Genomic DNA, 22,918 nt, shown 5'->3' with positions numbered 1-22,918 from the left:
ATAGCGGCGACGTGACATCAAAGACCTCCAAATCCGAGGCCTTTCAATAACTAATCCATTCAAATAGCTAGCCTATTTATGAGTGCACGGCCTAGTGCATTGAATGTCGGCATTGCTATGCGTTCAGGCGCTGCGGCGGCAAGCCCGTCAATACCAAACAGGATGACACGTTTGGCCGTGGCTGAAGCTATCGGGCTTGTGCCATCGTCAGAACTGGCGGAAGCGACTGAACTTGCTACAGCGAATGCGACAAGGCCGAAAAGAATGATCTTTAACATCGTTGGTTCCCTTGCTTTGTCGATCATTGCGGAGCGGTTGCGGACAAAAAGCGCTCCACTTCGGCCAGAAAAAGGTTGCGTCCTTTATCTCCGCGATCGAGATGGACGAAATGCGTGGCTTCTGGAATGGTGACGCTTTGAACGTCCTTCGCCCTGACCAATCGTTCGGCAAGGCTCGTCGCATCGGCAGGTCTGCTCCAAAAATCATTCTCGGATCGAATAATTAACACCCGCGCAGTGATCGATGCCGCATCCCAAAGCTGTCGGCCATTTGCCAGGTAAAAACTATCTTCCATTGCGCCGGACGGCGCACGAAAAGCAGGGGGCGTTCGTGAAGAAGACGCTGGATCAGACGCTAAAGCAGCTCCCTGATAAGCTGCTGCCACTATCGGATCCCGCCAGATTGACTTATCGTCAAATGGAATGGATTTGTCCCAGGCGGACATGAGCGAGCCAGCTGTATTTAAACGAAAAGCGCCGAATTTATCGACGTTAAAACGACCGTGATCCGACGGATCGGCATTTTCACCCGTCGATCCAAGTGTTGGATGTCCGGACGTTGCGCCATAGAGGCTGTTCAGCATAACCAAATGGCTGACCCGCCCGGGATAAAGGGAGGCATACATGCCTGCCCAGTGACCACCCGTGGCCCAACCCAGAAGCGCGATTTGCCTTGCCCCTGTTCTGAATGTGACGCTGTCATTGACCGCCAGAATATCCCGCACCACCTCGAATGAACTTGAAAGCGGCAATCCTTTATTATCCCCGTCTTGTCCCGGTCGGCTCGATCCACCGTAGCCACTAGCGTCCATGACAAAAACAAGGTGACCGGCACGTGCGAGATTTGCGGCCAGCGACCCACCTTCTACGGGCAAATCGAAAGAAGCAATTCCCGGCACGCGTGCACCGTGAAGAAGAATAACCGGGGTCTTGTTGGCCACAATTCGTGTCTCACGGACTTCCCGGACGGCAATTTCAATGCCCGGCGCAGCGGTAACACGAAAGTCCTGCCGCTGGATTTCAGCTGATGCTGGATTGCATAAGGTCGTTGCAAGACCCATTGCGGAGGCGAACGCGAGTTGTTTCATCGTCAGATCCCTTGCTACTTTTGTCAGTCGACAGAACGCTACGCTCTATTTGCCAAAAAAATGTCGCGACCAAAGAAGGACTTCAAATATCAATGTTCGCTGTATTAAGATGCTGGTGATATGACACTTGACCTGCATCATCTCCGCCACTTTGTGGCTGTGGCCGAAGAGTTGCATTTTGGTCGCGCAGCCATTCGTCTACACATGGCGCAACCCCCGCTCAGTCAGTCCATCAAACGGCTGGAGGCGGATTTGGGCTTTTCGCTTTTTGAACGAACGCGCCGACATGTGGAACTGACGCCTGCGGGAGCAATATTCCTGATTGAAGCACGAAAGACATTGTTGCAAGCCGACGAAGCCGTCCGGATCGCGCGTCGAGCTGCATCGGCAGCGGTTGCGGAACTCTCAATCACCTTTGTTTCGGCAGCGCTTTACCATCTTCTTCCCGAAACCCTGCGACGGTTCACCCGAGCCCACCCGAAAGTGGCCATACGGCTTGACGAGAGGCCCACTGACGCTCAACTATCCGACATCGTCGAGGGAAATGTTGATCTTGGGTTTGTTCACCCTCCAACCGCCAGCGAACGTGAACTCCATGTGGAAACTATTTTCCGCGATAGATTCATTGTTGCTGTTCCTGAAAGTGATGATTTGGCTCGTGCAGGAAGCGTATCACTAAGCGATCTGGCATCGCGCCGATTCATCATGTTTCCCTATAGCCAAGGGCCAGTCCTGCATGCCCGCATCACCCAGGCTTGCAGGAACGCAGGTTTCCTGCCGGATATCGTTCAGGAAGCGCGACAGATGCACACAATCCTCAGTCTGGTCGCCGCGCAGTTGGGCGTCGCACTGATACCGTCCGGTGCGCGTACCATGCGCATAGATGGCGTGGTCTTTCGAGACATCCGGGATTTACCAACTGATCTAGTATGGGAACTGGCAATTGCCCGTCGAAATCGCGATTCAAAGAAAGCTCTCCAAGATTTTATAGCAACCCTCAAAACCTTCGCCGTGGAATTATCCTAGAATATTGCTGCTATCTCACTTGGGAATGTTGCCCATCAACTCCACCGGCCCCGCTTTCTTTCACAACGCAAAGCGAAGACGGTTGAAGCTGAGATACTCCGCGACCGCTGGTTTTGCTGCGAACTTTAGTCAAGGACGACGGTAGTCGCATTCCAGCTTTTCGGAAGCTGGGTATTTTGAATGTTTAAAGTCGCCATCTCGACAAATCCGTCATCCCTCTCTGTGTATGGTAGTATCTTGCCTGCAATCTAAGCCTGCGTGATTTGAAAGAGACAATGACCGAGCGCGGTATTGCTATCGGCCGTTTGAGAGTGCGTCGTTGTGCTATGCATTTCAGCCTCAAATTACTTGGGCGCTTCCATCATAGTAAGCGGCAAGTTGAGTGAAAATGGAATCTGGACGAGACCTATGTAGAGGTCAAAGGCCCATGGACGTATCTGTATCGTGCCATCGACGGCAGACAGATCGATGATATGGCCGTTCTGAGATGCAGTGCTGAAAGTCGCCTGCGATTGGATGGAAAGTCCATTGCTATCCGCTCCAGCAAGTAGATGAACAATACCATTATGCAGGACCACCGACGCACCACACGCCGGATAGGTTTCATGTCCGGCTTCAAAGCGCAGGCCGTTGCCAGCATAACGCTCGACGACAGCGAACTCGTTTACAGGGTGCGAAAGCAACAAGACAATATTGCCTCACCGCACCGCTTTTCCTCGAAAAAACTCTCACCGCTCGCTGCACAATTGCGTCCTGCGGTAAGCCACATTTCGCCCTAACCGTCGCTTTGCAACATTTCCCATTGGCGCAAACCAGCGGGTCGCTTTCGCTAAAGCACCATTTTCACCTGAACTCGCGCCACTTTCAGCAGCCATTAGGTTTCTTTTGTGCATATATTGCACATGATGTGCAAATATTGTAACACACCTCCAAATCCAAATCATGAAAGGGAGGTTCATGTTGCAGGTGTTGAATGAAAAAGAGGCGCTGGAATCGGCGCTGAACCGGGTAAAGTGGCGATTGCTGCCGCTTATCGTCCTGCTCTATTTCGTTGCATATCTTGATCGAAACAACGTCGCCTTTGCAAAGGAACAGATGAGTGCCGAGCTTGGCTTCTCCTCAACTGTTTTCGGCCTAGGCGCCGGCCTGTTCTTTATCGGTTACACGCTGTTCGAAATCCCAAGCAATGCAGGCATGTACCGGTTCGGCGCACGCAAATGGATCGCCCGTATACTTATCCCCTGGGGACTGCTGGCCATGGCAATGGCCTTAGTAACGGACACCACCTCATTTTACATCGTGCGGTTTTTGCTCGGTGTCGCCGAGGCAGGCTTTTTTCCTGCGGTCGTTTTCTATTTCACGCTTTGGTTCCCAGTGCGAATGCGGGCTGCCATGCTTGGTGTTTTTGTATTGGCTCAGCCTGTTGCCAACATGCTCGGCGCACCTTTGTCCGGTCTTTTGCTTGAGATGGACGGGATTGGAGGTTTGCATGGCTGGCAATGGATGTACCTTGTGGAAGGCCTGCCAGCTGTGGTGCTCGGGTTTCTGACACCGTTCCTTTTAACGGACAGGCCATCTGAAGCAAAATGGTTGACAGTGGAGCAGAGGCAGGCGCTTCAGAATGCGATTGAACGCGACTGTGCAGATCTCAGTTCCGGTCGCAACCATTCGTTTTGGGGTGCACTCAAGGACCCTCGCGCCATCGTTTACGCACTGCTCAATTTTGGCATGGTGCTCGGCATATATGGCCTTGGGTTCTGGCTACCCACAATTGTCGGCGAAATGGGACAGTTCAGCGATTTTCATCGCGGCTTGATTGTTTCGATTCCTTATCTGGCTGGCGCGCTCGTCATCATCTGGTGGAGCCGGCGCGCGGACCGAACCGGAAAACGTGCTGCCCATGTCTCAATCAGCCTTTTGGTTGCTTCCATCGGGCGGTTGGGCGCCGGATATGCCCTGAGCGTAAATGCCGTGATTGCACTGGCGTTACTTTCGGTCGCTGCCATGGGCATTTTCACCGCAATCGGCCCGATGCTTTCCATGCCTGCTAGCCTCTTCAGCGGTGCCGCAGCTGCAGCTAGCATCGGTCTTGTCAATTCGATTGGCAATATTGGCGGTTTCGTTTCGCCATTTGTTGTCGGCTGGTTGACGGACCTCACCGGCTCCACAAAAGCAGGGCTTCTTTTTCTCGCGTGCTCACTAGCAATAACGGCTCTCGCCACGTTCGCATATGCACACCGCCGACCGGAAGGGAACACATCCCTTGCCGCAAAATCCCAGCAATAATGACAACGAAGGAGAAAGCTCAATGAGCAATTTGGAGCTGAGCGGAAAGACCGCCCTTGTAACGGGCGGCGGTGTAGGCATAGGAGCAGCCATAGCGGAAGACCTTGCGAAACGCGGTGCGCACGTCATCCTGACATATCGAAGCCACCAGCCTTCGCCCGACGCTCTGGCAAGACTTGTAAACGCCGCACAAAAAGCACCATTGGCACTTCCTGTCGATTTGACCATCGAAGAAGAGGTGAACAAATTCGGGGATCTGATCGAGAGCCAGATCGGGCACATCGATATTCTCGTTCACAATGCCGGTGGCCTGGTGCAGCGTTCCAGCATCGAAGAAATGCCCTACGAATTGTTTCGTAAGGTTCAGGCACTGAATGTGGACACCGTATTCCTTTTAACGAAACGCCTTCTGCCAATCATGAATAAAGATGGCCGCATTGTCATCGTGGCTTCTCTCGCTGGACGGACGGGCGGCCACGCCGGTGCAACAGCCTATGGTACGGCAAAGGCCGCACTTTTCGGTTTCACGCGCGGTCTTTCCAAGGAAGTCGCCGATCAGGGTATAACGGTTAATGCGGTCGCTCCCGGATTTATCGAAGCAACACCCTTTCACGACACGTTCACCACTGAAGATTCCAAACGGACAACGATTACAACGATACCGGTCGGACGTGCCGGCGTGCCTGCCGATGTTGCCTCAGCCGTTAGCTGGCTGACATCACCGGGGGCGGCCTTTGTCACCGGCACTGTAATCGATATCAACGGTGGACAACATTTCAGCTGATGCTCAGATTTCCAATCATTCATCCTCATGTCCTGTCGGCTCTTGCCTCGGCAGGACATAAATCGCTCGTCATTGTCACAGATGCCCATTTCGCTGCCGCCACAGCCCTAAACGACAAGGCAACCATCGTGCATGCTGCACTGCGGTCTGGAAGCCCGCTTGTTCCTGAAGTTGTCGAGTTAATCTCGCAGGCCGTTGCCATCGAAGCGCTCACGACCATGACCCCGTCCGAACCTGCGCTAGCCGCAGTTGCCGATGAAGTGGCTATGGTTCTGCCGTCTCAGATCGAGCGCCAAACGATCGACCGCGCATCCTTTGTTGCTTTAACGCGTTCCGCAGACACGGCTTTGTGCATCGTTACCGGGGACACGCGAAGATTTGCAAATGCGATCTTGCGTATTGGCGTGACTGGAGCGGAAAGAACGGTTAGATAAAATGCATGAGCACTACCGTATCGCGCGCTATTGAGATTCTGGAACTTTGCAGCTTGTCGCCAAGGACGGCTGTCGACATTGCAGCACTTATGGGCGTGCACAGAACTACGGTTTTGCGAACCCTGCTGACGCTCCAAGACGCCGGTTTTGTTCGCCAGACATCACCTGGCGTCTTTGGCACAGGTTTTCGTTTGGCTGCGCTTGCGCGCTCTGCGATGGAGAATTTTGATCTGCGTTCCATCGCACACCCCTATTTGGACGAGCTTGGAACAAAGCTACGGCTTACAATTCAGTTCGCGGTACCCAATCACGACCGCATTACTTATGTCGATAAAATTGAACCGCGCGAATCCATCGTCCTCAACACTGTGATTGGTGGCGATGTCGTCGTCAATACCGCGGGTGTTGCCAAGGCGATACTTGCCTTTTTACCGGAGGCGCAGAAACAGCGCATTCTCGCCCGTGCGAACTTCAGCCGCCATACCGACAGAACACTCACCGACATCGACACGTATAATCGGGTCCTTGAGCAGGTTCGAGAGCGGGGGTGGGCATTTGACGATGGCGAATTTGACTCTTTATCCAACTGTATCGCGGCGCCTGTTCGCGATCATTCCGACTCCGTGGTCGGGGCAGTTTCCATTACCTCCTTCCGGACTCAGATCAATATTGATGTCCTTCAAGGTCACCTTCCTGAACTCCTGAAAACGACAAAAGCGATCAGCACCGCTTTTGGATGGCGCGAATAGATCTTGTTCTGACCCCGATATGCGTTTTTCATGTCTCCGATGTTTCCTAAAGTGGGAGCCAACACCCACCCTATTTGGGAGATGAAAAATGGCGGTAGCCCGTGGCCAGCGCCCGAACATCGGCAATATAACGCTTCAGGCGTTCAACATTGTCCGGTAGCTCCTGCCGCGTTGCTGCCCAACCAACATAGGTCAAAGCACGTAGCAGCAGAAAAAGCGGCAGATGCACAAATTCGCCGATCATTTGCGGCCGAAAAGTTGCGTATCCTTCAAGCAGACCGGCACATAGATCGTCATAATCAGCTTCGTGTCTGTTTCTCAACAGCACTGTCGCCAGATCGAACAAGCGGAAGCCGAAGCCGCAATCATCAAAATCGATAAACGCGACAGACACGTTTTGAATAAAAACATTCTCGCGGACCAGATCAGCATGGATAAGCCCGTAATCAATCGCCGGAGCCAGCCCGGCCAGCTGTATCAACAGAGTTTCCCGCAGTGCGGTCAAATATGTGCGGTCACTATCATCCACCGCAGCGCAATCCCAAAAGCGTCCCCAAAATGGCGTTTCGCCCAATAATCCCGAAACATCCCAGGCGGGGCGCTCAAAATTCTTCGGTCGGTCAAACCTGTCAGCAGCCTCATGCATTCGTGCCATTTCTGAGCCTATGGCGCGAAACACATCCCGCATGTCTCTCCCTTGGCGCATGAGCGGTACGCCGCTTTCCCCAAGCGGTTCGCCCTCAACCCAGCCTATGAGATCGGCATATTGCGTCAGGCTACCATTCACGGGCAAATCGACAAGCAGTTCGCCCACTGATGACAGAAGTGGTTGCGGCACTGTGATCCCGCATTTACCGAGATCAGCCATCCAGTCCAGCTCCGACACAAGCGCCTGACGTGAATGATAGCCAGGACGATGCAAACGCAATGCTGCGGGATCACCATTTGGGAGAATAACTTTGAATACCGCATTCTCGCGATATTTCAGTAATTGCGGCGTCTGATCTGGCAAGTGCCAGTGCGCGGCGGCGACCGCCGCCCGCTTGGTCAACGCCTCTATCATATCAGCCATAGTTCACAGTCCGCTCAGAACATCATCGAGAGCCGAGAGCATCAAATCGGCGTTTTCTTTCGAAAACGGCAGAGGTGGCCGGATCTTGGTGACGTTCTGGTGTATCCCCAGTTTGCCCATCAACACGCCGCGCTGACGCATTTCATTGATGACCCGTGTCGCGACTTCCACAGCCGGGGTCTTTTCCTGGCGATCAAGCACCAGTTCCGCACCGAAAAACAAACCACTGCCACGGACATTACCGATGAGAGCATGTTTCTCGGCCAGCTTTTGAAGTCCCTGTCGAGCATAGGCTCCGATGACACATGCGTTGGCCTGAAGTTGTTCGTCTTCCACTACATCGAGGACCGCCATGGCCGCTGCGCAAGATACCGGATTACCGCCAAAGGTGTTGAAATAGCGAAAAGCCTTGCGAAAAGCGTTCAGCGTGTCAGAACCCGCAACCACGGCGCCGACAGGATGCCCGTTAGCCATCGGCTTACCGAGCGTCACAACATCAGGCACGATGCCCGCCTTCTGATGCCCCCACATATGCGTACCCGTGCGGCCAAAACCAGGCTGTACCTCGTCAGCGATAACCAGACCTCCGGCCTTTCTTACCGCTGCAACGGCAGATGCGAGAAAACCGTCAGGCAGATCGGGAAACCCTTCATTGGCAAAAAACGGATCTATAATCAGTGCCGAAAAGCCAAAAGGACTTTCCTGCAATGACGCAATGGCTTGCTCCACCTGATAGGCCCATGCCTTCGCAAAGGCCTCATCCGGCTCTCCGCCGAGGGGACGATAAGCATCCGGTGCCGGAACATGACGGACATGTCCGCCGTAACCGCCAACCGGCGGCATCCGGGTGGACAGTTGCGATACGGCAGTCGTGTTGCCGTGATAGGTAAAGTCAGTTGCGATGACACCGGTTTTGCCGGTCACGGCCTGCGCCATGCGCAGCGCCACATCATTCGCCTCACTACCGGTGCAGGTCAGGATCGCCGTGTCGAGGCTCGGGTCAAAGGTCGCGGTCAGTCGGTCGACGTAGTCGAGAATGCCTTCATGCAGATAGCGTGTATGGGTGTTGAGCGTCGAGGCCTGCCGATAAATCGCCTCGACAACACGCGGATGGCAATGACCGACATGTGGTACATTGTTGTAGCAATCGAGATATTGCCGACCGTCGGCGTCCCACAGCCAAACCCCCTCACCCTTCACCAGATGTACCGGGTCGTTGTAGAAGAGTGACATGTTACGCCCAAGCAACTTCTCGCGTCGCGCGAGCAGGTCTCGTGTTCCACTCATCTCATTGACCTTTCGCAGCGGTCAGACCTGCATCCAGTGCAGAAACAATACGGCTTACATCCTTGGCAGAAATGATGAGTGGTGGTGAAATAATGACATTGGCACCCGACGTACGCACCATAACACCTTCATCATAGGCCACTTCATATACCTTCTGTACAATATCCTTTGAGGCGGCAGTTTTCTTCGTGCGGCTGGAAACAAGCTCCAGCGCCGCCATGAGACCCCGACCGCGCACGTCGCCGACCAGCTCATGTTTCAACTTTAGCCCCTCAAGTCCCGCCAGCAACTCCGCTCCACGCACCGCTGCATTGGCGGCAGTATTGATCCGCGCCGTTTCCTTCAGCGTTGCCAGTGCTGCTGCCGCCCCAACCGGGTGACCGGAATAGGTATAACCATGGCCGATAGCGCCGAAGGAATCTTTGTTATTTTCGAAGACGCTAGCCACCTTGTCAGAAATCATCACGGCTCCAAAAGGAAAATAGCCGTTGGTAATGGCCTTGGCGGTGGTCATCATGTCAGGCTTCACGCCCCATCCACGTGAGCCGGTCCATGCGCCGGTACGACCGAATGCACAAATGACTTCGTCGGCAATCAGCAGAATACCGTGCCGGTCACAGATCTCCCGCATCGCAGGCATGAAGCTCTCATGTGGCACAATAACGCCACCTGCTCCCAGCACGGGTTCCATGATGAAAGCGGCAATCGTATCCGCCCCCTGAAATGTAATCTCGTCTTCGAACTGCCGCGCAATTGCAGCAGCGAGTTCCGAAGGATCCGTCATATTGAACGGATTACGGTACGGATACGGCGCCGCGAGATGGAACACACCTAGCAACAGCGGTTCATAGTTCCGACGGAAATTGGCATTTCCGTTGACCGATGCACCGCCGAAATGCGTGCCGTGATAACCCTTCTTCAAGGCAAAGAACTTGGTGCGCTCCGGCTGCCCGTTGATCTTGTGATACTGTCGGGCCAGACGCAGTGCCGTTTCGACCGAGTCAGAGCCGCCCGATGTGAAGAATGAGCGGCTCAAGCCGTCTGGTTTGAAGAATTCAGCCAGTTCATAAGACAGTTCGATCAGCGGTGAGTTCGTCGTACCGCGGAAAGTCGAGTAATAAGGTAATTCGTTGAGCTGGTCTTGGATCGCCTTTTTCACCGGTTCACAGGAATAGCCAAGATTGACGTTCCAAAGCCCCCCGACAGCATCCAGCACCTTCTTGCCGTGGATATCCACCACTTCCACGCCTTCGCCCGAATTGATGATGCGAGGCGGCTTGGCCTGCATCTCAGCAGGATGCGCCATGGGATGCCAGAGGTGGCGGGCATTGTTTTCGATCAGAAAATTGGAGTCGCGCATAGATATCCTCTTATATTCCAAGCATGGTGAGTGCTCGCGCATAGGCTTCCGCGGGCCGGGTCACATCGAAATGTACATGGGGGAGACCGACGGCTTCCGCTCCCTCAATATTCTTCTTCTGATCATCAACGAACACGCAATCGGCGCGGTCTATATTCAGCTCGGCCAGCACCTGTTCATAGGCGCGCGGATCGGGCTTCAGAACCTTGGTGTAGGTTGCATCTACGATCACATCGAAAAGCTCGATCAACGGAAAACGTTTGCGAAATTCGACACCGTAAAAAAGGTCGAGTTCGTTTGACAATATGGCGAGTTTGATGCCTGCCTGCTTCGCCTTGACAATGCTTTCACGAGCTTCAGGGCGCAAAACCAGATCAGGCTCGGCACCGCGCGCCCGTCGAACGAATGTCTTCATCTCCGTCCAGTCTTCACCAAGCAATGCGCCAACCTCTCGCGTGCGTATTTGCCAATAGTCGCGCTCGGTAATCTCCCGCGCCTGCATCGATGCCCACAGGGGATCGGTTGCAATATCAAACGGCCCACGCCAGCTCAGCGTTCCCGGCGCAAGGCCGAGCGCCCTTTCGGTCACGTCATGGGTCTCAAACAAAGTCCGCGTCACCACGCCACCGAAATCGAGAATGAGGGCTTTGTTCATGCAGCATTGCCTTTCATAACGATGCCTTGCTCGACCCAACGATCGAAGACTTCCAGTGCTCTCGCCGCAAAATCGGGGGTATTTATATGTGCGTCCACTTCTTCGAGAGCCACCGCTGCCGGTGCGACCTTGCGCATCTCATCCAGAAATGCCCCGAGTGCCTCCGGCTCATATAGGGGTTCGCCATGACGGTCCCATTCCTGAACGCCACCAGAGGGCAGCATAAAAGCAACCGGAGCCACAGCACTTTCAAGCTTGGCGGCAATGACACGGGCCACTTCCCGCCGCTGTTCCGGTGCCACTGTAACCGAAGCGATCAACCGGTTATGAGCATGATAAGGACGACCGTCGAATGCCTTCGGCGCTCGCTGCCACGCTGGAACGTCAACCATATCGACGGCGCCTGGTGCGACAATCTGGGGGATTCCGGCGCGACCGGCATTTTCCATCCGATCCGGTCCTGACGTTACAACAGATCCGCTATGCGCATTGGTTACTTCCTGTATGCAAAAATCAAATACTGCAACAAAGCCACCCTGCGCGGCCACCGCTTCAAAAGCCCGTCCGCCCATGCCCGTCGCATGAAAGATCGCGACGTCATAGCCTCGCTTTTCGAGTTCCGGCTTTAGAAAGCGCATATATTTCAGACAGGACGAACCAAGCGACGTCATCCCGATCAATGGCCGATTGCCATTGGGCTTTTCCGTCATCTTCGCTGCACCAACCACCGCACCACAGGCCTGTGACAAAACTGACCGGCAGATAGGGTTCAATCCATATAGGCCACCAGCCCACAAGATCATCATCAAATCCGGCGCGATGCGTTCAGGTGGAAGAAGATGAGAATAGGCGATTGTAGAAACAATGAATTTCGGCACACCAAGCGGTAGGATGGCAGCGATATCGAGGGCGAGATCAGTGCCTAGCGATCCGCCGAGCGCAATCATTCCGTCTACCTGCCCCATAGCAGAGAGCTCGCGAACCAAGCGGGTTGCACCTTCAGCCATCAAAGCCATGGCACTGTTTTCATCACCACTATCGATAATCGCTTGTATAGTCGTGTCTGCGGCCTGCGCCACATCATGCTTGGAGTGATCCGGTGTATAGGTAGGGTTTCCCAGAATACTGACATCGATCATTACAGGAATGCCGCCTGCATCTTCGATGATCCCAGCCATGAACAGAAGTTCGTCGCTTTTGGTATCTCCGGTGCCAATGACGATAATCCGGGGGGAACTGGCATTCACACGCATCAGCCGTTCCTCTTCATATGGCCGGAGAGACCTGCATGACGACGTTCGCCGAACAGCGCAGCAGCGATCGCTTCGGCCGTATGTAATGCTGCGGCTCCATGCTGTTGGACCACCGCATCGTCTGCTCTGACGAGCGGCGCTGCCACAGTTACGCAGCCGACCGGAGAGCCGGTTGGAGCCAGAATCGCTGCCGACGTACTGACCACGCCGGTTTCCATGCCCTGTCGGTTGACAGAAAACCCTTTTATGCGTGTTTCTCTCAAAAGGCGCCGTACACCCAGAGCATCAACAACCGTGAATTCCGTGTAGGTTTCCAATGCTTCCGACAAAGCTACATTTATTGCTTCGTCTGAACAGGCGGCCAAATAAGCCAGGCCCGACGCCGTCGCGTGGTAGGGCAAGATGGTACCCACATTGACGAACACACGATGGGCGCGCGGAGATTCTTCAACATGAATGGTGGAAAGTCGCCCGTTGGAAAATTCGGACAGATGAACCGTTTCGCCAGTCTGTTCAGCAAGTTCTTTCACAAAAGAAAGAGCCGTACCGAGAAACGGATAGCGCGCCTCACGAATGCGGGCCAACCGTAAAGGCTCTGCCCCAATGCGATATTTACGGCTTTCTGGAAGCTGCTCGACAAACCCGTGTTTTTCCAGATCGACCAGAAAACGGCGCGTCGTTGCTTTGTCATAGCCGCAGGCTTGGGCGATCTCGGTCAATCCGGCATCGGCATTCAACCGCGACAAGACATCAAGAAGTGCCAAAGCTTTGCTGATAGTGCTCATTGTCGTTCTCCTCATACCAAGCTCTAGGTCTGCCAGCACGCTTTGCAGCTACGCCTCTTTGGGCGCTTCACATGACTTAGATACTTAACATGAGAAATAACTTGACAGAAAGCCAGACCGCTTGCAAGTCTATATTTGAAGCACTGGTTCATATATTGAACCGCCGTACTTTGGGAAAAATAAAAGAAATTGCCCGAACGGCCCACATAGCTTCCGCCTCGATAGGAGCGAGGTGCATTGAAGATTCTGGGGAACAAAAACTATGACAACAACCACTGAACCGTCTTCGCAAGCCGACCAATCGGCAAACCAATTGCGTAAAAACAGCCTCGGTGTCGCGGCTGTAACTTTTCTCGTCGTCTCAGCCGCAGCGCCATTGACCGCCGTTGCAGGCGGCGTGCCCTTGTCCATGCTCCTGGGAAATGGTGCGGGCATACCGCTGGCCTTTCTTCTGGTCACAATTGTCCTTTTGATGTTTTCTGTCGGCTATGTTGCGATGGCCAGACACATCCGCAATGCCGGAGCATTCTATGCCTTCACGGCACAGGGATTGGGCGGATTGATGGGGGGCGTCGCCGCCCTTCTCGCAATCCTCGCCTATAATGCCATGCAGATTGGCGTGTTCGGCCTCTTCGGCGCGGCAACGGCCGGGTTTCTGGCCAGCTTCGGCATTGATCTACCCTGGTGGGCATGGACCTATATCGGTATTGCTGCTGTAGCGGTGCTCGGTTATCGCCGTGTCGATCTTTCGGCGCGGGTGCTGACAGTTCTTGTCGTGCTCGAATATGTCGTGGTGCTTATCATTGACATGGCCATTCTCTTCACCGGTGGCGATAGCGGTCTTTCCATCACGCCCTTTACGCCGTCGGCATTTCTGAGCGGCACACCCGCCATTGGAATCCTGTTCTGTTTTGCTGCCTTCATTGGCTTTGAAGCCACGACAATCTATAGCGAAGAAGCCCGTGATCCAGGTCGCACCGTACCACGTGCAACCTATATCTCCGTGCTGATGATTGGCCTGTTTTATATGCTCACCTCATGGCTCATGGTCAACGGTGCGGGTGCCGACAAACTGGTGGGCGAGTTGCAGGGTCTTCAGGATCCGACCACCTTCCTCTTCGGTCTTGCAGAAAGATATGTCGGCCATTGGATCATACCGGTTATGAACCTTCTCTTCATTACCAGCCTGTTTGCCGGTGTCGTTGCCTTTCACAATGGCGTTGCCCGTTACATGTATGTCGCAGGTCGCGAAGGTTTGCTGCCTGCCCGCCTTGGCACAACGCATTCCCTCTATCAGAGCCCCCATATTGGCTCGCTGGTGCAGACGGTTATCGCGTTGCTTGTGGTGACAATTTTCGCTGCCACAGGACAGGACCCGGTACTGGCGCTCTTCTCCTGGCTCACCAATGTCGGCACCCTGGCAATCATGCTGCTGATGACCTTCACCGTCTTCGCCATCATAACCTTCTTTGCCCGTCATCCCGGACTTGAAAATAGCGTTATGACCACACGGATTATGCCGCTGATAACAGGCACTGTCCTTGGCATTCTGGTCATTTATATCGCACTGAATTTCGGCAGTATCGCCGGTGCCAACGGCATTATGGCCATTATCCTGCCGGGGTTGGTACTTGTTGCTGCTATCATCGGGCTGTTGCTTGCCATGAGGCTCAGGACCAACAATGCAACCGGTTTTGCCCGTCTTGGTGCAGGTCAGATCGTCTGACCTGCACCACTCATCAATGGCTTTATCATCTACCAGTTCAAGGAACTTGCCATGCAAGACAAGATTGACGCTCTCGGCCAGCAAAACATAACGCCACAATTGCTGTTTATCGACGGGCGATGGCAGTCCGCTGTAGACGAAGCCACAATGGCGATCATCTCACCTATCGATGGCCAGCAGCTGACCAGTCTGGCGGCTGCTGGAACGGTCGATGTAGATCGTGCCGTGATGGCTGCTCGCCGTAGCTTCGACAAGGGCCTCTGGTCAAGAGCCTCGCCCGCCGAACGAAAAAAGGTGTTGTTAAAGATCGCCGAACTGATCGAAAAACACGCGCTTGAACTTGCGGTACTTGGGGTACGCGACAACGGCACCGAGATCTCGATGGCTATCAAAGCTGAACCGGGGAGTGCCGCAAACACGTTCCGCTACTATGCGGAAGCCATTGACAAGGTTTACGGCGAGATCGCCCCAACTGCAGAAGATGTGCTCGGCCTCATCCATCGCACGCCCATTGGTGTTGTGGCCGCGATCGTGCCCTGGAATTTTCCGATGATGATCGGCGCATGGAAAATTGCACCGGCTTTGGCCGCTGGTAATTCAGTCATACTCAAACCGGCCGAAGGTGCGTCGCTGACACTGCTCCGTCTCGCTGAACTATGCGCTGAAGCCGGGTTGCCAGAAGGCGTTTTGAATGTTGTAACCGGTGCAGGCGCGATCACGGGTGAGGCACTTGGGCTTCACAGCGATATTGATGTGATGGCCTTTACCGGATCAGGACATGTCGGTCGCAAACTGCTCGAATATTCAGCCCGTTCGAACCTGAAACGCGTCTATCTGGAACTTGGTGGCAAATCGCCGAATATCGTATTCGCCGATGCCCCCGACCTTGACCGGGCAGCAAAGGTCTCCGCTTACGGAATATTCCGCAATTCGGGTCAGGTATGCGTTGCAGGATCGCGATTGCTGGTTGAGCGCTCCATTGCGGAGGAGTTTGCAGAACGCGTGAGCGCCATTGCTGGCGCCATGAGACTTGGCAACCCATTGGACCTCGCCACCGAGGCCGGCGCCATTTCCAGCGAGGTGCAGCTAGGCAAAAATCTCGGTTTCGCCGCGCAGGCGCTATCGGAAGGTGCGCAGTTGCGAACCGGGGGCAATCGCATTCTGGAAGAAACTGGAGGTTATTACATGCAACCGACTGTCTTCGATGTGACCCCTGACATGACATTGGCCCGTGAAGAAGTGTTTGGACCCATTCTTGCAATCATCCCCTTTGACACGGAAGACGATGCATTGAAAATCGCCAATGATACAAGCTATGGCCTCGCTTCAGCGGTATGGACTTCCAGTCTGTCACGCGCACACCGCATGGTTCGCAATATTCGAGCTGGGGTCGTACACGTCAACACATATGGTGGCGCAGACAACTCTGTCCCGCTTGGAGGCGTCAAGCAGTCCGGCAACGGTCACGACAAATCCCTTCACGCGCTGGATAAATATACAGATTTGAAAACGGCCTGGATTCAACTTTGAATCCAGGCTGGCTCGGGCGGCTCCAAGTGCCCCGATCCAAGGCAGTTCAATCGACAACCCATCGGGAGCGCGGGTAAACGCGCTTTGTCCAGTATTCCATTGCCAGTTCATGGGGCAGCTGAAAGTAAAACTTCAACCTTTTATTTAACGTGTGAATTATCTTGACACATGTAAATCCGGGCGGCACTCTAATAGTGAATAGCAGGTTCAAATAATGAACCCAAAGGGAACATCAGCATGACAGTGACGCGACACGCAGACCTCATTCTCACTGATGGCCGTATCTATACGATCGACGCTTCACAACCCTGGGCGCAGGCCATTGCAGTCGCAGATGGGAAGATACTTGCTGTCGGCAGCGTGTCTGAAATCGCACGCTATAGAACAGACACAACCGAGGTCATTGATCTTGAAGGCCGCATGGTGATGCCGGGCTTTGTTGATGTACACAACCACATCATGATGGCTGGCCAGGCCGAACTGTTTGAAACGCAGTTGCCCAAAGGCGCAACTATCGACGACATTTGCGCCCATGTACGTGAGCAGGCGAAAACCGCTGCACCTGGTCAATGGATTATCGCCAACCAATGGGGCGCGGACATGATCGCCGCGCTCAATACCAAGGAAGCATTGCAAAAACTTGATGCTGCCAGCCTCGGCTATCCAGTATTGTTACGTGATGAAACCATGCACAATCGCTGGATCAACAGCGTTGCAATGCACCTGTCTGGCATTGACGAGCACCAGCCGGACCCACCTGCCGGTGCGTTCGGAAGAGATTCGACGAACGGTCGATTGACTGGACTATTAGTGGAATCTGCAGCCGGCATTGTTGAACGAGTAGCGGCGAGCCACTTTACCGAAGCCATGGGGGAAGCCGCAGTCATACGCGCCGTCGAATTGGCCAATTCATATGGCATCACCGCCTTTCAGGATGCCGCCTCGGTACAGCCGGTTCTCCAAGCACTCACAAATCTCGATAACAAGAACAAACTGACAGCCTGGGCTGTCACGTCCCTTCCCTTGATCGAACCGTCATTCATGTTCGGGCTTTCCGGTGATGAGCTTCTGGCGGTTCGCGAACATTATCGCACGCATCATGTGCGACCGAACTTCACCAAGATTTTCCTCGATGGCGTACCCGGAGCACGTACCGGGGCTTTTCACGACGCTTATTTGAACGACGACGCTCACCCCCATGGTTATAGAGGAGAAACGCTCGTCAGCTATGCCGATCTGGTCAAATATATCGACAGATCGGAAATGCTCGGCATGGGGCTGAAAATCCACTGTGCCGGAGACTTTGCGGTCAGCGAAATGCTGGATGCCGTAGAAGCAGTGCGCTATTTCAAGGGTCCGGCAAAGGTCCTGCACCATATAGCGCATGCGAGCTATATCCGCCCACAGGATATCGAGCGCTTTGCAAAACTCTCGGTGGTTGCCGACCTCTGCCCGATGATTTGGTACCCAACCACCTTTCTTGAGGGCCACAAGGCGGCCATGGGCGAAGAGCGGGCATCGCGGTTCTGGCCGATAGCCGATCTCCATCAGTCTGGCGCACTTCTGGCAGGCGGCTCCGACTGGCCGGTCATTCCTGTACCCGACCCATGGACCGGTATCGAAGGAATGGTAACCCGGCAAAATCCATCCGGCGCGTTTCCAGGCGTTTCGCTTTGGCCCGAACAGGCCATCGATCTAGCAACCGCAATCAAGATATTCACCCTGAATTCCGCAACCGCGATGGGTATCGCGGAACAGACCGGGTCTTTGGAGCCCGGCAAGTCGGCAGACCTCATCATTCTCGACCAGAATGTCTTCGATGTCCCGGCCAATCAGATCGCCAGCACCAAAGTTCTGACCACCTTCTTCGAAGGGCGAGCCGTCTATCAGCGCTAGCCGTTTCATGAAACCTCTCCCGATGCATTGCGGGCAAATAAAAAAGGGAACAGCATGCAATCGACCAGAAACCTCCTTCTCGCTTCAGCAGTAATGTTGTCAGGCATGTGGGTTTTCGCCGGGGAGGCTCAGGCTTCCCCTTCCTGTGAAAATGGGCCCATCCAGATAGGTGCTGTTTCCACGATAACGGGCGTCGTCGATTTTTCCGACGCTCCCAAAGCGGCGGCGGCCGTCTTCGAACAGCTAAATGCGGCTGGAGGTATCAACGGCTGTAAGATTGACTACACCATCGCCGACGATAAGGGAGACCCACAGGTCGCAGCTCAGGCAGCCCGTGATCTGATCGACAACAAATCTGTTGTTGCCTTATCCGGAGGCGCAAGTTTGCTCGATTGCGCCGTCAATGCGGCCACCTACAATCGAAATGACGTTCTGGCGATACAGGGCGTCGGCGTCGATCCACTGTGTTTTAATGCTCCCAGCATCGCGCCCGTGAATGTCGGCCCCTATACGTTGACGACAGCCATGCTCGATTATGCGACAAAAAATCTTGGTGCTCAGAAACTCTGCGCTTTTTTCCTCGTCATCGGCGGCACTCAGGAGGCCTATGCTGCAGCCGTCACGCGCTGGGAAAAGATCAGCGGAAAGAAGATCGCCCTCAGTGACATGACCTTGCCTGCACAAGGTGATCTCACCCCCTATCTCATCAAAGCTCGCAACGCTGGATGTGATACGGTCTTGACCAACCAAGTCGAGCCGGGTGTCGTTCAATGGGTGAAGACCGCCGACGCACAGAAGATCAGCGGTATGAACTGGCTCTTTCTTGCCCCCGGCTATACGGAGGGAGTCGCCAAAGCGCTGGCCGATAGCAAGCAGCCAATCTATATTGGCACCGAATGGGAGCCTTATACCGAGGCCACCGACGCCAATGCCGACTGGATCAAGACAATGGACGCGGCTGGCCTGCCCAAGACTGCTTTCTCGCAAGGTGGCTTCCTTGCCGCAAGAGCACTTATCGACACTATTTCAGGCATTGATGGCGAGGTCACGCGCGAGAGCGTGACCTCTGCGCTTAAATCCAGCAAGGAATTGCATTATGCCATGGCGGGCAGTCCTTACGTCTTCGGCGAAGCCAAAGCGCACGCGCCAATGCAGGCCACCAAGGTCATGCAACTCGAAGCAGGTAAGTGGACGGTAAAGACCAACGATTGGTTCTCGCTACCAAAAGCGGAATAATCGAGACTGATTGAACAGCAGGGTGCTCTTTCCCGGCTCTCTCGAGAACCGGACGACCGCCGCCGCTAGTACCGCGACAGGCATACCGTTATTCATCGTTCGGGCTTTGCACCCGACTGTTTTGGGGTTCCAGCCATGAGCTCTCTTCTCACAGCCGCAGTAGCCGGACTATCGGCAGGTGGCGCTTATGCGATCCTTGGCGTCTGCGCCATCTTCACTTATCGGCTGGTTGCCGTGGTAAATTTTACGGGCGCTGCAATAGGTGCCATCGGGACATTCGCGATGGTCAGCCTGTTCGAAATGAATGTGCCATTGGTACTCGCAGTTGCCCTTGGCATCGCTATTGGTGTGCTTGCAGGTATCATGATCGGTATCGTCATGACCACCTGGTTTGCCAACGCTAATGCCTCAACCAAAGCAGCGGTAACCGCGGCGCTTCTCGTTGGCATCATAGCACTGGGGCTGCGTTTCACCGGTGGTCAGCATCCCCACTACTTTCCCGCAGTGATACCCGGTTCAGCCTTTCGTCTGGCGGGGGTAGAAGTTACATGGGCTGCTGTCACAACGCTTCTGCTTGCCCTCTTCTTCACGGTTGCAACTGAACAATTCCTGGCCCGCACGCGTACAGGGCTTCAGCTCCGCGCGCTGTCGCAGCGCCCCATGGCCGCTGAACTGATCGGCATCCGGGTGCGCCTGCTTGCGCTTGGCGTCTGGGCGGTCACCGGCGCTGTGACATCCTTCGCCTTGATGGTGATAGCGCCCTTGCGTTCCCCAGATTTCTCATCTCTCAGCCTTCTGGTCGTGCCAGCGCTGGCTGCCGCCCTGATCGGCGCTTTTTCAAGCTTCCGCATTGCACTCGTTGGCGGCGTGATGATTGGTGTGCTGGAAGGCATGGTCAGTGCGATGGGTTCCATCGGCCAGTATCGCAGCACCGTTCCATTTCTGGTCATTCTGGCCGTCCTTTTGTGGTCGCAACGAGGAGCCCGCTGGGATGAAGCACGCTAGTTTTCACGCCATCATCATCGTTCTGTCACTAGCTGCGCTCGGCGCGCTTGCCCTGACCCTCTTGCCCAAATACTGGATATTCCTGATTACAGCAGTCTTCATCGTCGGCATTGCACTACAAAGCCTCGGTCTCGTCACTGGTCGAACAGGTATGATTTCGCTGTGCCAAATGTCCTTCGCCGGCGTAGGAGCCTGGGTTACGGGTTATCTCAACCTGATCGAAGCACCGGGCGGATTGATCCTCTGGGTCTTGATTGGCGGCCTGGCAGCCGTGCCGGTGGGGATTGCGATCGGCCTGCCCGCTCTCAGGTTGCGCGGCATCAATCTTGCCATTGTCACGCTGGGTTTTGCCGCAGCTTTTGACACGGTACTTGCCACAATCACCTTTCCGGGGCAGACGAGTTTTACCCAGGTTGCCCGTCCCGATATTTTCACCTCCGATCAGGGCTACTTCTTGCTTGTCTTGCTGTTTTACACAGTCATCGCCGTTCTACTGGAATTCATTGGTCATTCCCGACTTGGTTCTTCCTGGCTTGCAGTACGCTATTCCGAACGTGCCGCTGCCGCCAACGCGATCAGTGTGCCGCTTGCCAAACTGAGCGCCTTCGCTATCAGTGCTTTCATATCAGGCATCTCTGGCGGCCTTCTTGCGGGGTATCTGGGCACACTCGTTTCTGAAAATTTTTCGATGATGCAGTCGTTGGCATTATTTGCCGTTGCGACAATGACGGGTGCTCATTTCACGATGGGAGCTATTATTGGCGGCATCCTTATCGTGCTTTTCCCAGAGCTGTTACGTCGTATCAATCTACCGCAGGATGTGGGCAACATCTTCTTTGCACTCGGAGCCGTACAGGCCTTGTCGACCGGCGAAACAATAGCCCAATCCTGGTCGAGGCTCGGGCGCAAACTGATTTCCCGCAAGAAAAGGCAAACAGAACCATCCAGTGCTCAAGCCCTGCCGGAAACCACGTCGCGGAGTGCAAAAAGAAGCACCGGCACAGCGCTTGAAGTGCGTGATCTTACCGTGCGCTACGGAGCAATTACCGCACTAGATGGTGTTAGCATCACAGTACCTGCAGGTGCTGTCATTGGACTTGTCGGACCAAACGGCGCCGGGAAATCCACACTGGTCGATGCCATTGCCGGTTTCCTGCCCCGATACGACGGCGCCGTCCTCTTGAACGGGAACCCGCTGGAAGGGCATTCGGCAGCATCACGCGCGCAAAGGGGTGTTCGCCGTACGTGGCAGACCACACGTATCGCTCCTGAACTGCGGATCGGTGAATATATGCGGCTGGCAGCAGGCCCCATTGCGCAAAACGAGGTTGAAAGCCTGCTTGCCTGGTTCGGTTGTCCCGGCCCGGATATCCTCATCAGCTCTGTCGACGTGGGAACGCGCCGCCTGATCGACGTAGCGGGAGCAGTCGCGTCACGGGCGCCTGTTATCTTGCTTGATGAACCGGCAGCCGGCATCTCTTATGACGAGGCGCTGAAACTTGGCCAGCGCATCGCTGCCATCCCTGCAACATTTGGTAGTTCGATATTATTGATCGAACATGACATGGACCTTGTGCGCAACGCCTGTTCATCAATCACGGTCCTCGACTTTGGACGCGTCATCGCCAATGGCGTGACCGCTGAAGTTCTGGATCTTCCGTCCGTCCAAAAAGCCTATATGGGCATCGAGTTTGAAGAGGCTGCCGAATGACCTGTTTTTCAGTCAAGGCATTGCAGGTCGACCGTTCGGGCATTCCGGTAATTCGCGGTGTCGATCTGAGGGTGCAAAGCGGTGAAATCAGCGTGCTGCTGGGTTCCAATGGTGCCGGTAAAACCACCTTCCTTGAGAGTTTGTCCGGCATCATATCGGTACGAGCCGGTTCGATCAGCCTCGGCGAGGCAGAGCTGACCAGACTAAGACCGGGCCTGCGAACGAAGGCTGGCCTGAGCCATGTCGAGCAGGGACGGACCGTCTTTTCGGATATGACAACGGAAGAAAATCTGAAGGTCGCCTTACATCCTGATGCAAGCCTGGATGAAGCCTATTATCTGTTTCCAGAACTCGTTCAGCGGCGTGACGTCAAAGCGGGTATGCTATCGGGCGGTGAACAGCAAATGGTGGTGATTGCGCGCTCCATCGTTAATCGGCCGAAGGTTATGCTGATTGATGAAATGTCATCCGGTCTGGCACCCGTCATCGTGAATCGGCTCATGCGTGCCGTGAGACAGCTAGCGGATAACGGCATGGCGATCATACTGGTGGAACAATTTGCGGCGCTGGCGCTTTCCATAAGCAATCATGCATATGTCTTGCGTCGCGGGCAAATCGTCTATGACGGCAGCAGTGAAGTGCTCGTCAAAGACCCCACCCGGCTTCATAAGCTCTATCTGGGCGACGCCGCCCCAAGCTGACTAAGGCACCGTAACCCTAACCCGTAATCCGACGCGTATTGATCTGCGAATGTCGT

At 54.6% G+C, this 22,918-nt stretch carries 20 protein-coding genes and 1 pseudogene; 13 read left to right on the top strand and 8 right to left on the bottom strand.

Translation table 11 applies throughout. The annotated features are described in order from the left end of the window. Positions 1–59: 59 nt before the first annotated feature. On the bottom strand, positions 60–278 hold the full coding sequence (locus FHW00_RS19600; RefSeq protein WP_139364412.1) for a hypothetical protein: 219 nt from the start codon (positions 276–278) through the stop codon (positions 60–62). Positions 279–301: 23 nt separating this feature from the next. Continuing rightward, a complete protein-coding gene (locus FHW00_RS19595) occupies positions 302–1,366 on the bottom strand; it encodes an alpha/beta fold hydrolase (protein ID WP_078340063.1) in 1,065 nt (354 codons plus the stop codon). 120 nt (positions 1,367–1,486) lie between these two features. Here FHW00_RS19595 and FHW00_RS19590 point away from each other — a divergent pair, with 120 nt between their 5' ends. The 6 genes and pseudogenes from FHW00_RS19590 to FHW00_RS19565 all read left to right on the top strand — a co-directional run bounded on the left by FHW00_RS19590 (position 1,487) and on the right by FHW00_RS19565 (position 6,645). After that, the gene (locus tag FHW00_RS19590) at positions 1,487–2,392 is read left to right on the top strand and encodes a LysR family transcriptional regulator (protein WP_078340062.1); all 906 of its coding nucleotides are present in this window, start codon (positions 1,487–1,489) and stop codon (positions 2,390–2,392) included. A gap of 233 nt (positions 2,393–2,625) precedes the next feature. Beyond that, positions 2,626–3,128, top strand: a pseudogene (locus FHW00_RS19585) (DDE-type integrase/transposase/recombinase); the annotation flags it as partial. Positions 3,129–3,349: 221 nt separating this feature from the next. Continuing rightward, the gene (locus tag FHW00_RS19580; RefSeq protein WP_078340061.1) at positions 3,350–4,678 is read left to right on the top strand and encodes an MFS transporter; all 1,329 of its coding nucleotides are present in this window, start codon (positions 3,350–3,352) and stop codon (positions 4,676–4,678) included. 22 nt (positions 4,679–4,700) lie between these two features. After that, complete coding sequence (locus FHW00_RS19575; protein WP_078340060.1) at positions 4,701–5,462, top strand: SDR family NAD(P)-dependent oxidoreductase; 762 nt, start codon at positions 4,701–4,703, stop codon at positions 5,460–5,462. Next, positions 5,462–5,896, top strand: coding sequence for an RbsD/FucU domain-containing protein (locus FHW00_RS19570; protein WP_078340059.1), 435 nt, complete (start codon positions 5,462–5,464; stop codon positions 5,894–5,896). Before FHW00_RS19575 ends, FHW00_RS19570 begins: the two co-directional genes overlap by 1 nt. Positions 5,897–5,901: 5 nt before the next feature. After that, positions 5,902–6,645 carry an IclR family transcriptional regulator gene (locus FHW00_RS19565; RefSeq protein ID WP_078340058.1) on the top strand — a complete coding sequence of 248 codons (744 nt, stop codon included), beginning with the start codon at positions 5,902–5,904 and terminating at the stop codon, positions 6,643–6,645. Positions 6,646–6,715: 70 nt separating this feature from the next. Here FHW00_RS19565 and FHW00_RS19560 read toward each other — a convergent pair whose 3' ends face one another. From FHW00_RS19560 to FHW00_RS19535, 6 genes are read right to left on the bottom strand one after another with little or no spacing between them, the layout of a single operon-like run. After that, positions 6,716–7,717, bottom strand: coding sequence for a phosphotransferase enzyme family protein (locus FHW00_RS19560; protein ID WP_078340057.1), 1,002 nt, complete (start codon positions 7,715–7,717; stop codon positions 6,716–6,718). Between the two features lie 3 nt (positions 7,718–7,720). Continuing rightward, positions 7,721–9,004 carry an aspartate aminotransferase family protein gene (locus FHW00_RS19555; RefSeq protein ID WP_078340056.1) on the bottom strand — a complete coding sequence of 428 codons (1,284 nt, stop codon included), beginning with the start codon at positions 9,002–9,004 and terminating at the stop codon, positions 7,721–7,723. 1 nt (position 9,005) lies between these two features. Further along, positions 9,006–10,364, bottom strand: coding sequence for an aspartate aminotransferase family protein (locus tag FHW00_RS19550; protein WP_078340055.1), 1,359 nt, complete (start codon positions 10,362–10,364; stop codon positions 9,006–9,008). Between the two features lie 10 nt (positions 10,365–10,374). Further along, on the bottom strand, positions 10,375–11,019 hold the full coding sequence (locus tag FHW00_RS19545; RefSeq protein WP_078340054.1) for an HAD family hydrolase: 645 nt from the start codon (positions 11,017–11,019) through the stop codon (positions 10,375–10,377). Then, a complete protein-coding gene (locus FHW00_RS19540; protein WP_078340053.1) occupies positions 11,016–12,272 on the bottom strand; it encodes a Tm-1-like ATP-binding domain-containing protein in 1,257 nt (418 codons plus the stop codon). Before FHW00_RS19540 ends, FHW00_RS19545 begins: the two co-directional genes overlap by 4 nt. After that, the gene (locus FHW00_RS19535) at positions 12,272–13,057 is read right to left on the bottom strand and encodes an IclR family transcriptional regulator (protein WP_078340052.1); all 786 of its coding nucleotides are present in this window, start codon (positions 13,055–13,057) and stop codon (positions 12,272–12,274) included. The genes FHW00_RS19540 and FHW00_RS19535 overlap by 1 nt, the downstream gene beginning before the upstream one ends. A gap of 262 nt (positions 13,058–13,319) precedes the next feature. Between FHW00_RS19535 and FHW00_RS19530 the strand changes: the two genes are divergently transcribed. From FHW00_RS19530 to FHW00_RS19500, 7 genes are all read left to right on the top strand, one after another. Then, positions 13,320–14,783: an APC family permease gene (locus tag FHW00_RS19530; protein WP_078340051.1), complete on the top strand. Its 1,464-nt coding sequence runs from the start codon at positions 13,320–13,322 to the stop codon at positions 14,781–14,783. Between the two features lie 51 nt (positions 14,784–14,834). Continuing rightward, positions 14,835–16,313, top strand: a complete 1,479-nt coding sequence (locus tag FHW00_RS19525) for an aldehyde dehydrogenase (protein WP_078340050.1) — start codon at positions 14,835–14,837, stop codon at positions 16,311–16,313. Between the two features lie 237 nt (positions 16,314–16,550). After that, positions 16,551–18,209, top strand: a complete 1,659-nt coding sequence (locus FHW00_RS19520) for an amidohydrolase (protein WP_078340049.1) — start codon at positions 16,551–16,553, stop codon at positions 18,207–18,209. A gap of 54 nt (positions 18,210–18,263) precedes the next feature. Then, a complete protein-coding gene (locus FHW00_RS19515; RefSeq protein WP_078340048.1) occupies positions 18,264–19,445 on the top strand; it encodes an ABC transporter substrate-binding protein in 1,182 nt (393 codons plus the stop codon). 135 nt (positions 19,446–19,580) lie between these two features. Continuing rightward, positions 19,581–20,450: a branched-chain amino acid ABC transporter permease gene (locus FHW00_RS19510; RefSeq protein WP_078340047.1), complete on the top strand. Its 870-nt coding sequence runs from the start codon at positions 19,581–19,583 to the stop codon at positions 20,448–20,450. Then, positions 20,437–22,161 (top strand): branched-chain amino acid ABC transporter ATP-binding protein/permease, encoded by a 1,725-nt coding sequence (locus FHW00_RS19505; protein ID WP_078340046.1) that lies wholly within the window; start codon positions 20,437–20,439, stop codon positions 22,159–22,161. The genes FHW00_RS19510 and FHW00_RS19505 overlap by 14 nt, the downstream gene beginning before the upstream one ends. After that, on the top strand, positions 22,158–22,862 hold the full coding sequence (locus tag FHW00_RS19500) for an ABC transporter ATP-binding protein (protein ID WP_078340045.1): 705 nt from the start codon (positions 22,158–22,160) through the stop codon (positions 22,860–22,862). Before FHW00_RS19505 ends, FHW00_RS19500 begins: the two co-directional genes overlap by 4 nt. The last annotated feature ends 56 nt before the right edge of the window (positions 22,863–22,918 follow it).

The sequence above is a fragment of the Ochrobactrum sp. P6BSIII genome (assembly GCF_014138065.1).
Taxonomy (GTDB): Bacteria; Pseudomonadota; Alphaproteobacteria; order Rhizobiales; family Rhizobiaceae; genus Brucella.
This window is presented reverse-complemented; position numbering and strand designations above follow the sequence as displayed.

What these genes read in the sequence shown, in the direction of transcription:
- FHW00_RS19550 (WP_078340055.1), bottom strand. Translation starts at nt 10,364, where the DNA reads ATGCGCGACTCCAATTTTCTGATCGAAAACAATGCCCGCCACCTCTGG.
- FHW00_RS19515 (WP_078340048.1), top strand. Translation starts at nt 18,264, where the DNA reads ATGCAATCGACCAGAAACCTCCTTCTCGCTTCAGCAGTAATGTTGTCA.
- FHW00_RS19600 (WP_139364412.1), bottom strand. Translation starts at nt 278, where the DNA reads ATGTTAAAGATCATTCTTTTCGGCCTTGTCGCATTCGCTGTAGCAAGT.
- FHW00_RS19580 (WP_078340061.1), top strand. Translation starts at nt 3,350, where the DNA reads ATGTTGCAGGTGTTGAATGAAAAAGAGGCGCTGGAATCGGCGCTGAAC.
- FHW00_RS19575 (WP_078340060.1), top strand. Translation starts at nt 4,701, where the DNA reads ATGAGCAATTTGGAGCTGAGCGGAAAGACCGCCCTTGTAACGGGCGGC.
- FHW00_RS19555 (WP_078340056.1), bottom strand. Translation starts at nt 9,004, where the DNA reads ATGAGTGGAACACGAGACCTGCTCGCGCGACGCGAGAAGTTGCTTGGG.
- FHW00_RS19590 (WP_078340062.1), top strand. Translation starts at nt 1,487, where the DNA reads ATGACACTTGACCTGCATCATCTCCGCCACTTTGTGGCTGTGGCCGAA.
- FHW00_RS19570 (WP_078340059.1), top strand. Translation starts at nt 5,462, where the DNA reads ATGCTCAGATTTCCAATCATTCATCCTCATGTCCTGTCGGCTCTTGCC.
- FHW00_RS19560 (WP_078340057.1), bottom strand. Translation starts at nt 7,717, where the DNA reads ATGGCTGATATGATAGAGGCGTTGACCAAGCGGGCGGCGGTCGCCGCC.
- FHW00_RS19520 (WP_078340049.1), top strand. Translation starts at nt 16,551, where the DNA reads ATGACAGTGACGCGACACGCAGACCTCATTCTCACTGATGGCCGTATC.
- FHW00_RS19530 (WP_078340051.1), top strand. Translation starts at nt 13,320, where the DNA reads ATGACAACAACCACTGAACCGTCTTCGCAAGCCGACCAATCGGCAAAC.
- FHW00_RS19595 (WP_078340063.1), bottom strand. Translation starts at nt 1,366, where the DNA reads ATGAAACAACTCGCGTTCGCCTCCGCAATGGGTCTTGCAACGACCTTA.
- FHW00_RS19525 (WP_078340050.1), top strand. Translation starts at nt 14,835, where the DNA reads ATGCAAGACAAGATTGACGCTCTCGGCCAGCAAAACATAACGCCACAA.
- FHW00_RS19505 (WP_078340046.1), top strand. Translation starts at nt 20,437, where the DNA reads ATGAAGCACGCTAGTTTTCACGCCATCATCATCGTTCTGTCACTAGCT.
- FHW00_RS19540 (WP_078340053.1), bottom strand. Translation starts at nt 12,272, where the DNA reads ATGCGTGTGAATGCCAGTTCCCCCCGGATTATCGTCATTGGCACCGGA.
- FHW00_RS19545 (WP_078340054.1), bottom strand. Translation starts at nt 11,019, where the DNA reads ATGAACAAAGCCCTCATTCTCGATTTCGGTGGCGTGGTGACGCGGACT.
- FHW00_RS19510 (WP_078340047.1), top strand. Translation starts at nt 19,581, where the DNA reads ATGAGCTCTCTTCTCACAGCCGCAGTAGCCGGACTATCGGCAGGTGGC.
- FHW00_RS19565 (WP_078340058.1), top strand. Translation starts at nt 5,902, where the DNA reads ATGAGCACTACCGTATCGCGCGCTATTGAGATTCTGGAACTTTGCAGC.
- FHW00_RS19535 (WP_078340052.1), bottom strand. Translation starts at nt 13,057, where the DNA reads ATGAGCACTATCAGCAAAGCTTTGGCACTTCTTGATGTCTTGTCGCGG.
- FHW00_RS19500 (WP_078340045.1), top strand. Translation starts at nt 22,158, where the DNA reads ATGACCTGTTTTTCAGTCAAGGCATTGCAGGTCGACCGTTCGGGCATT.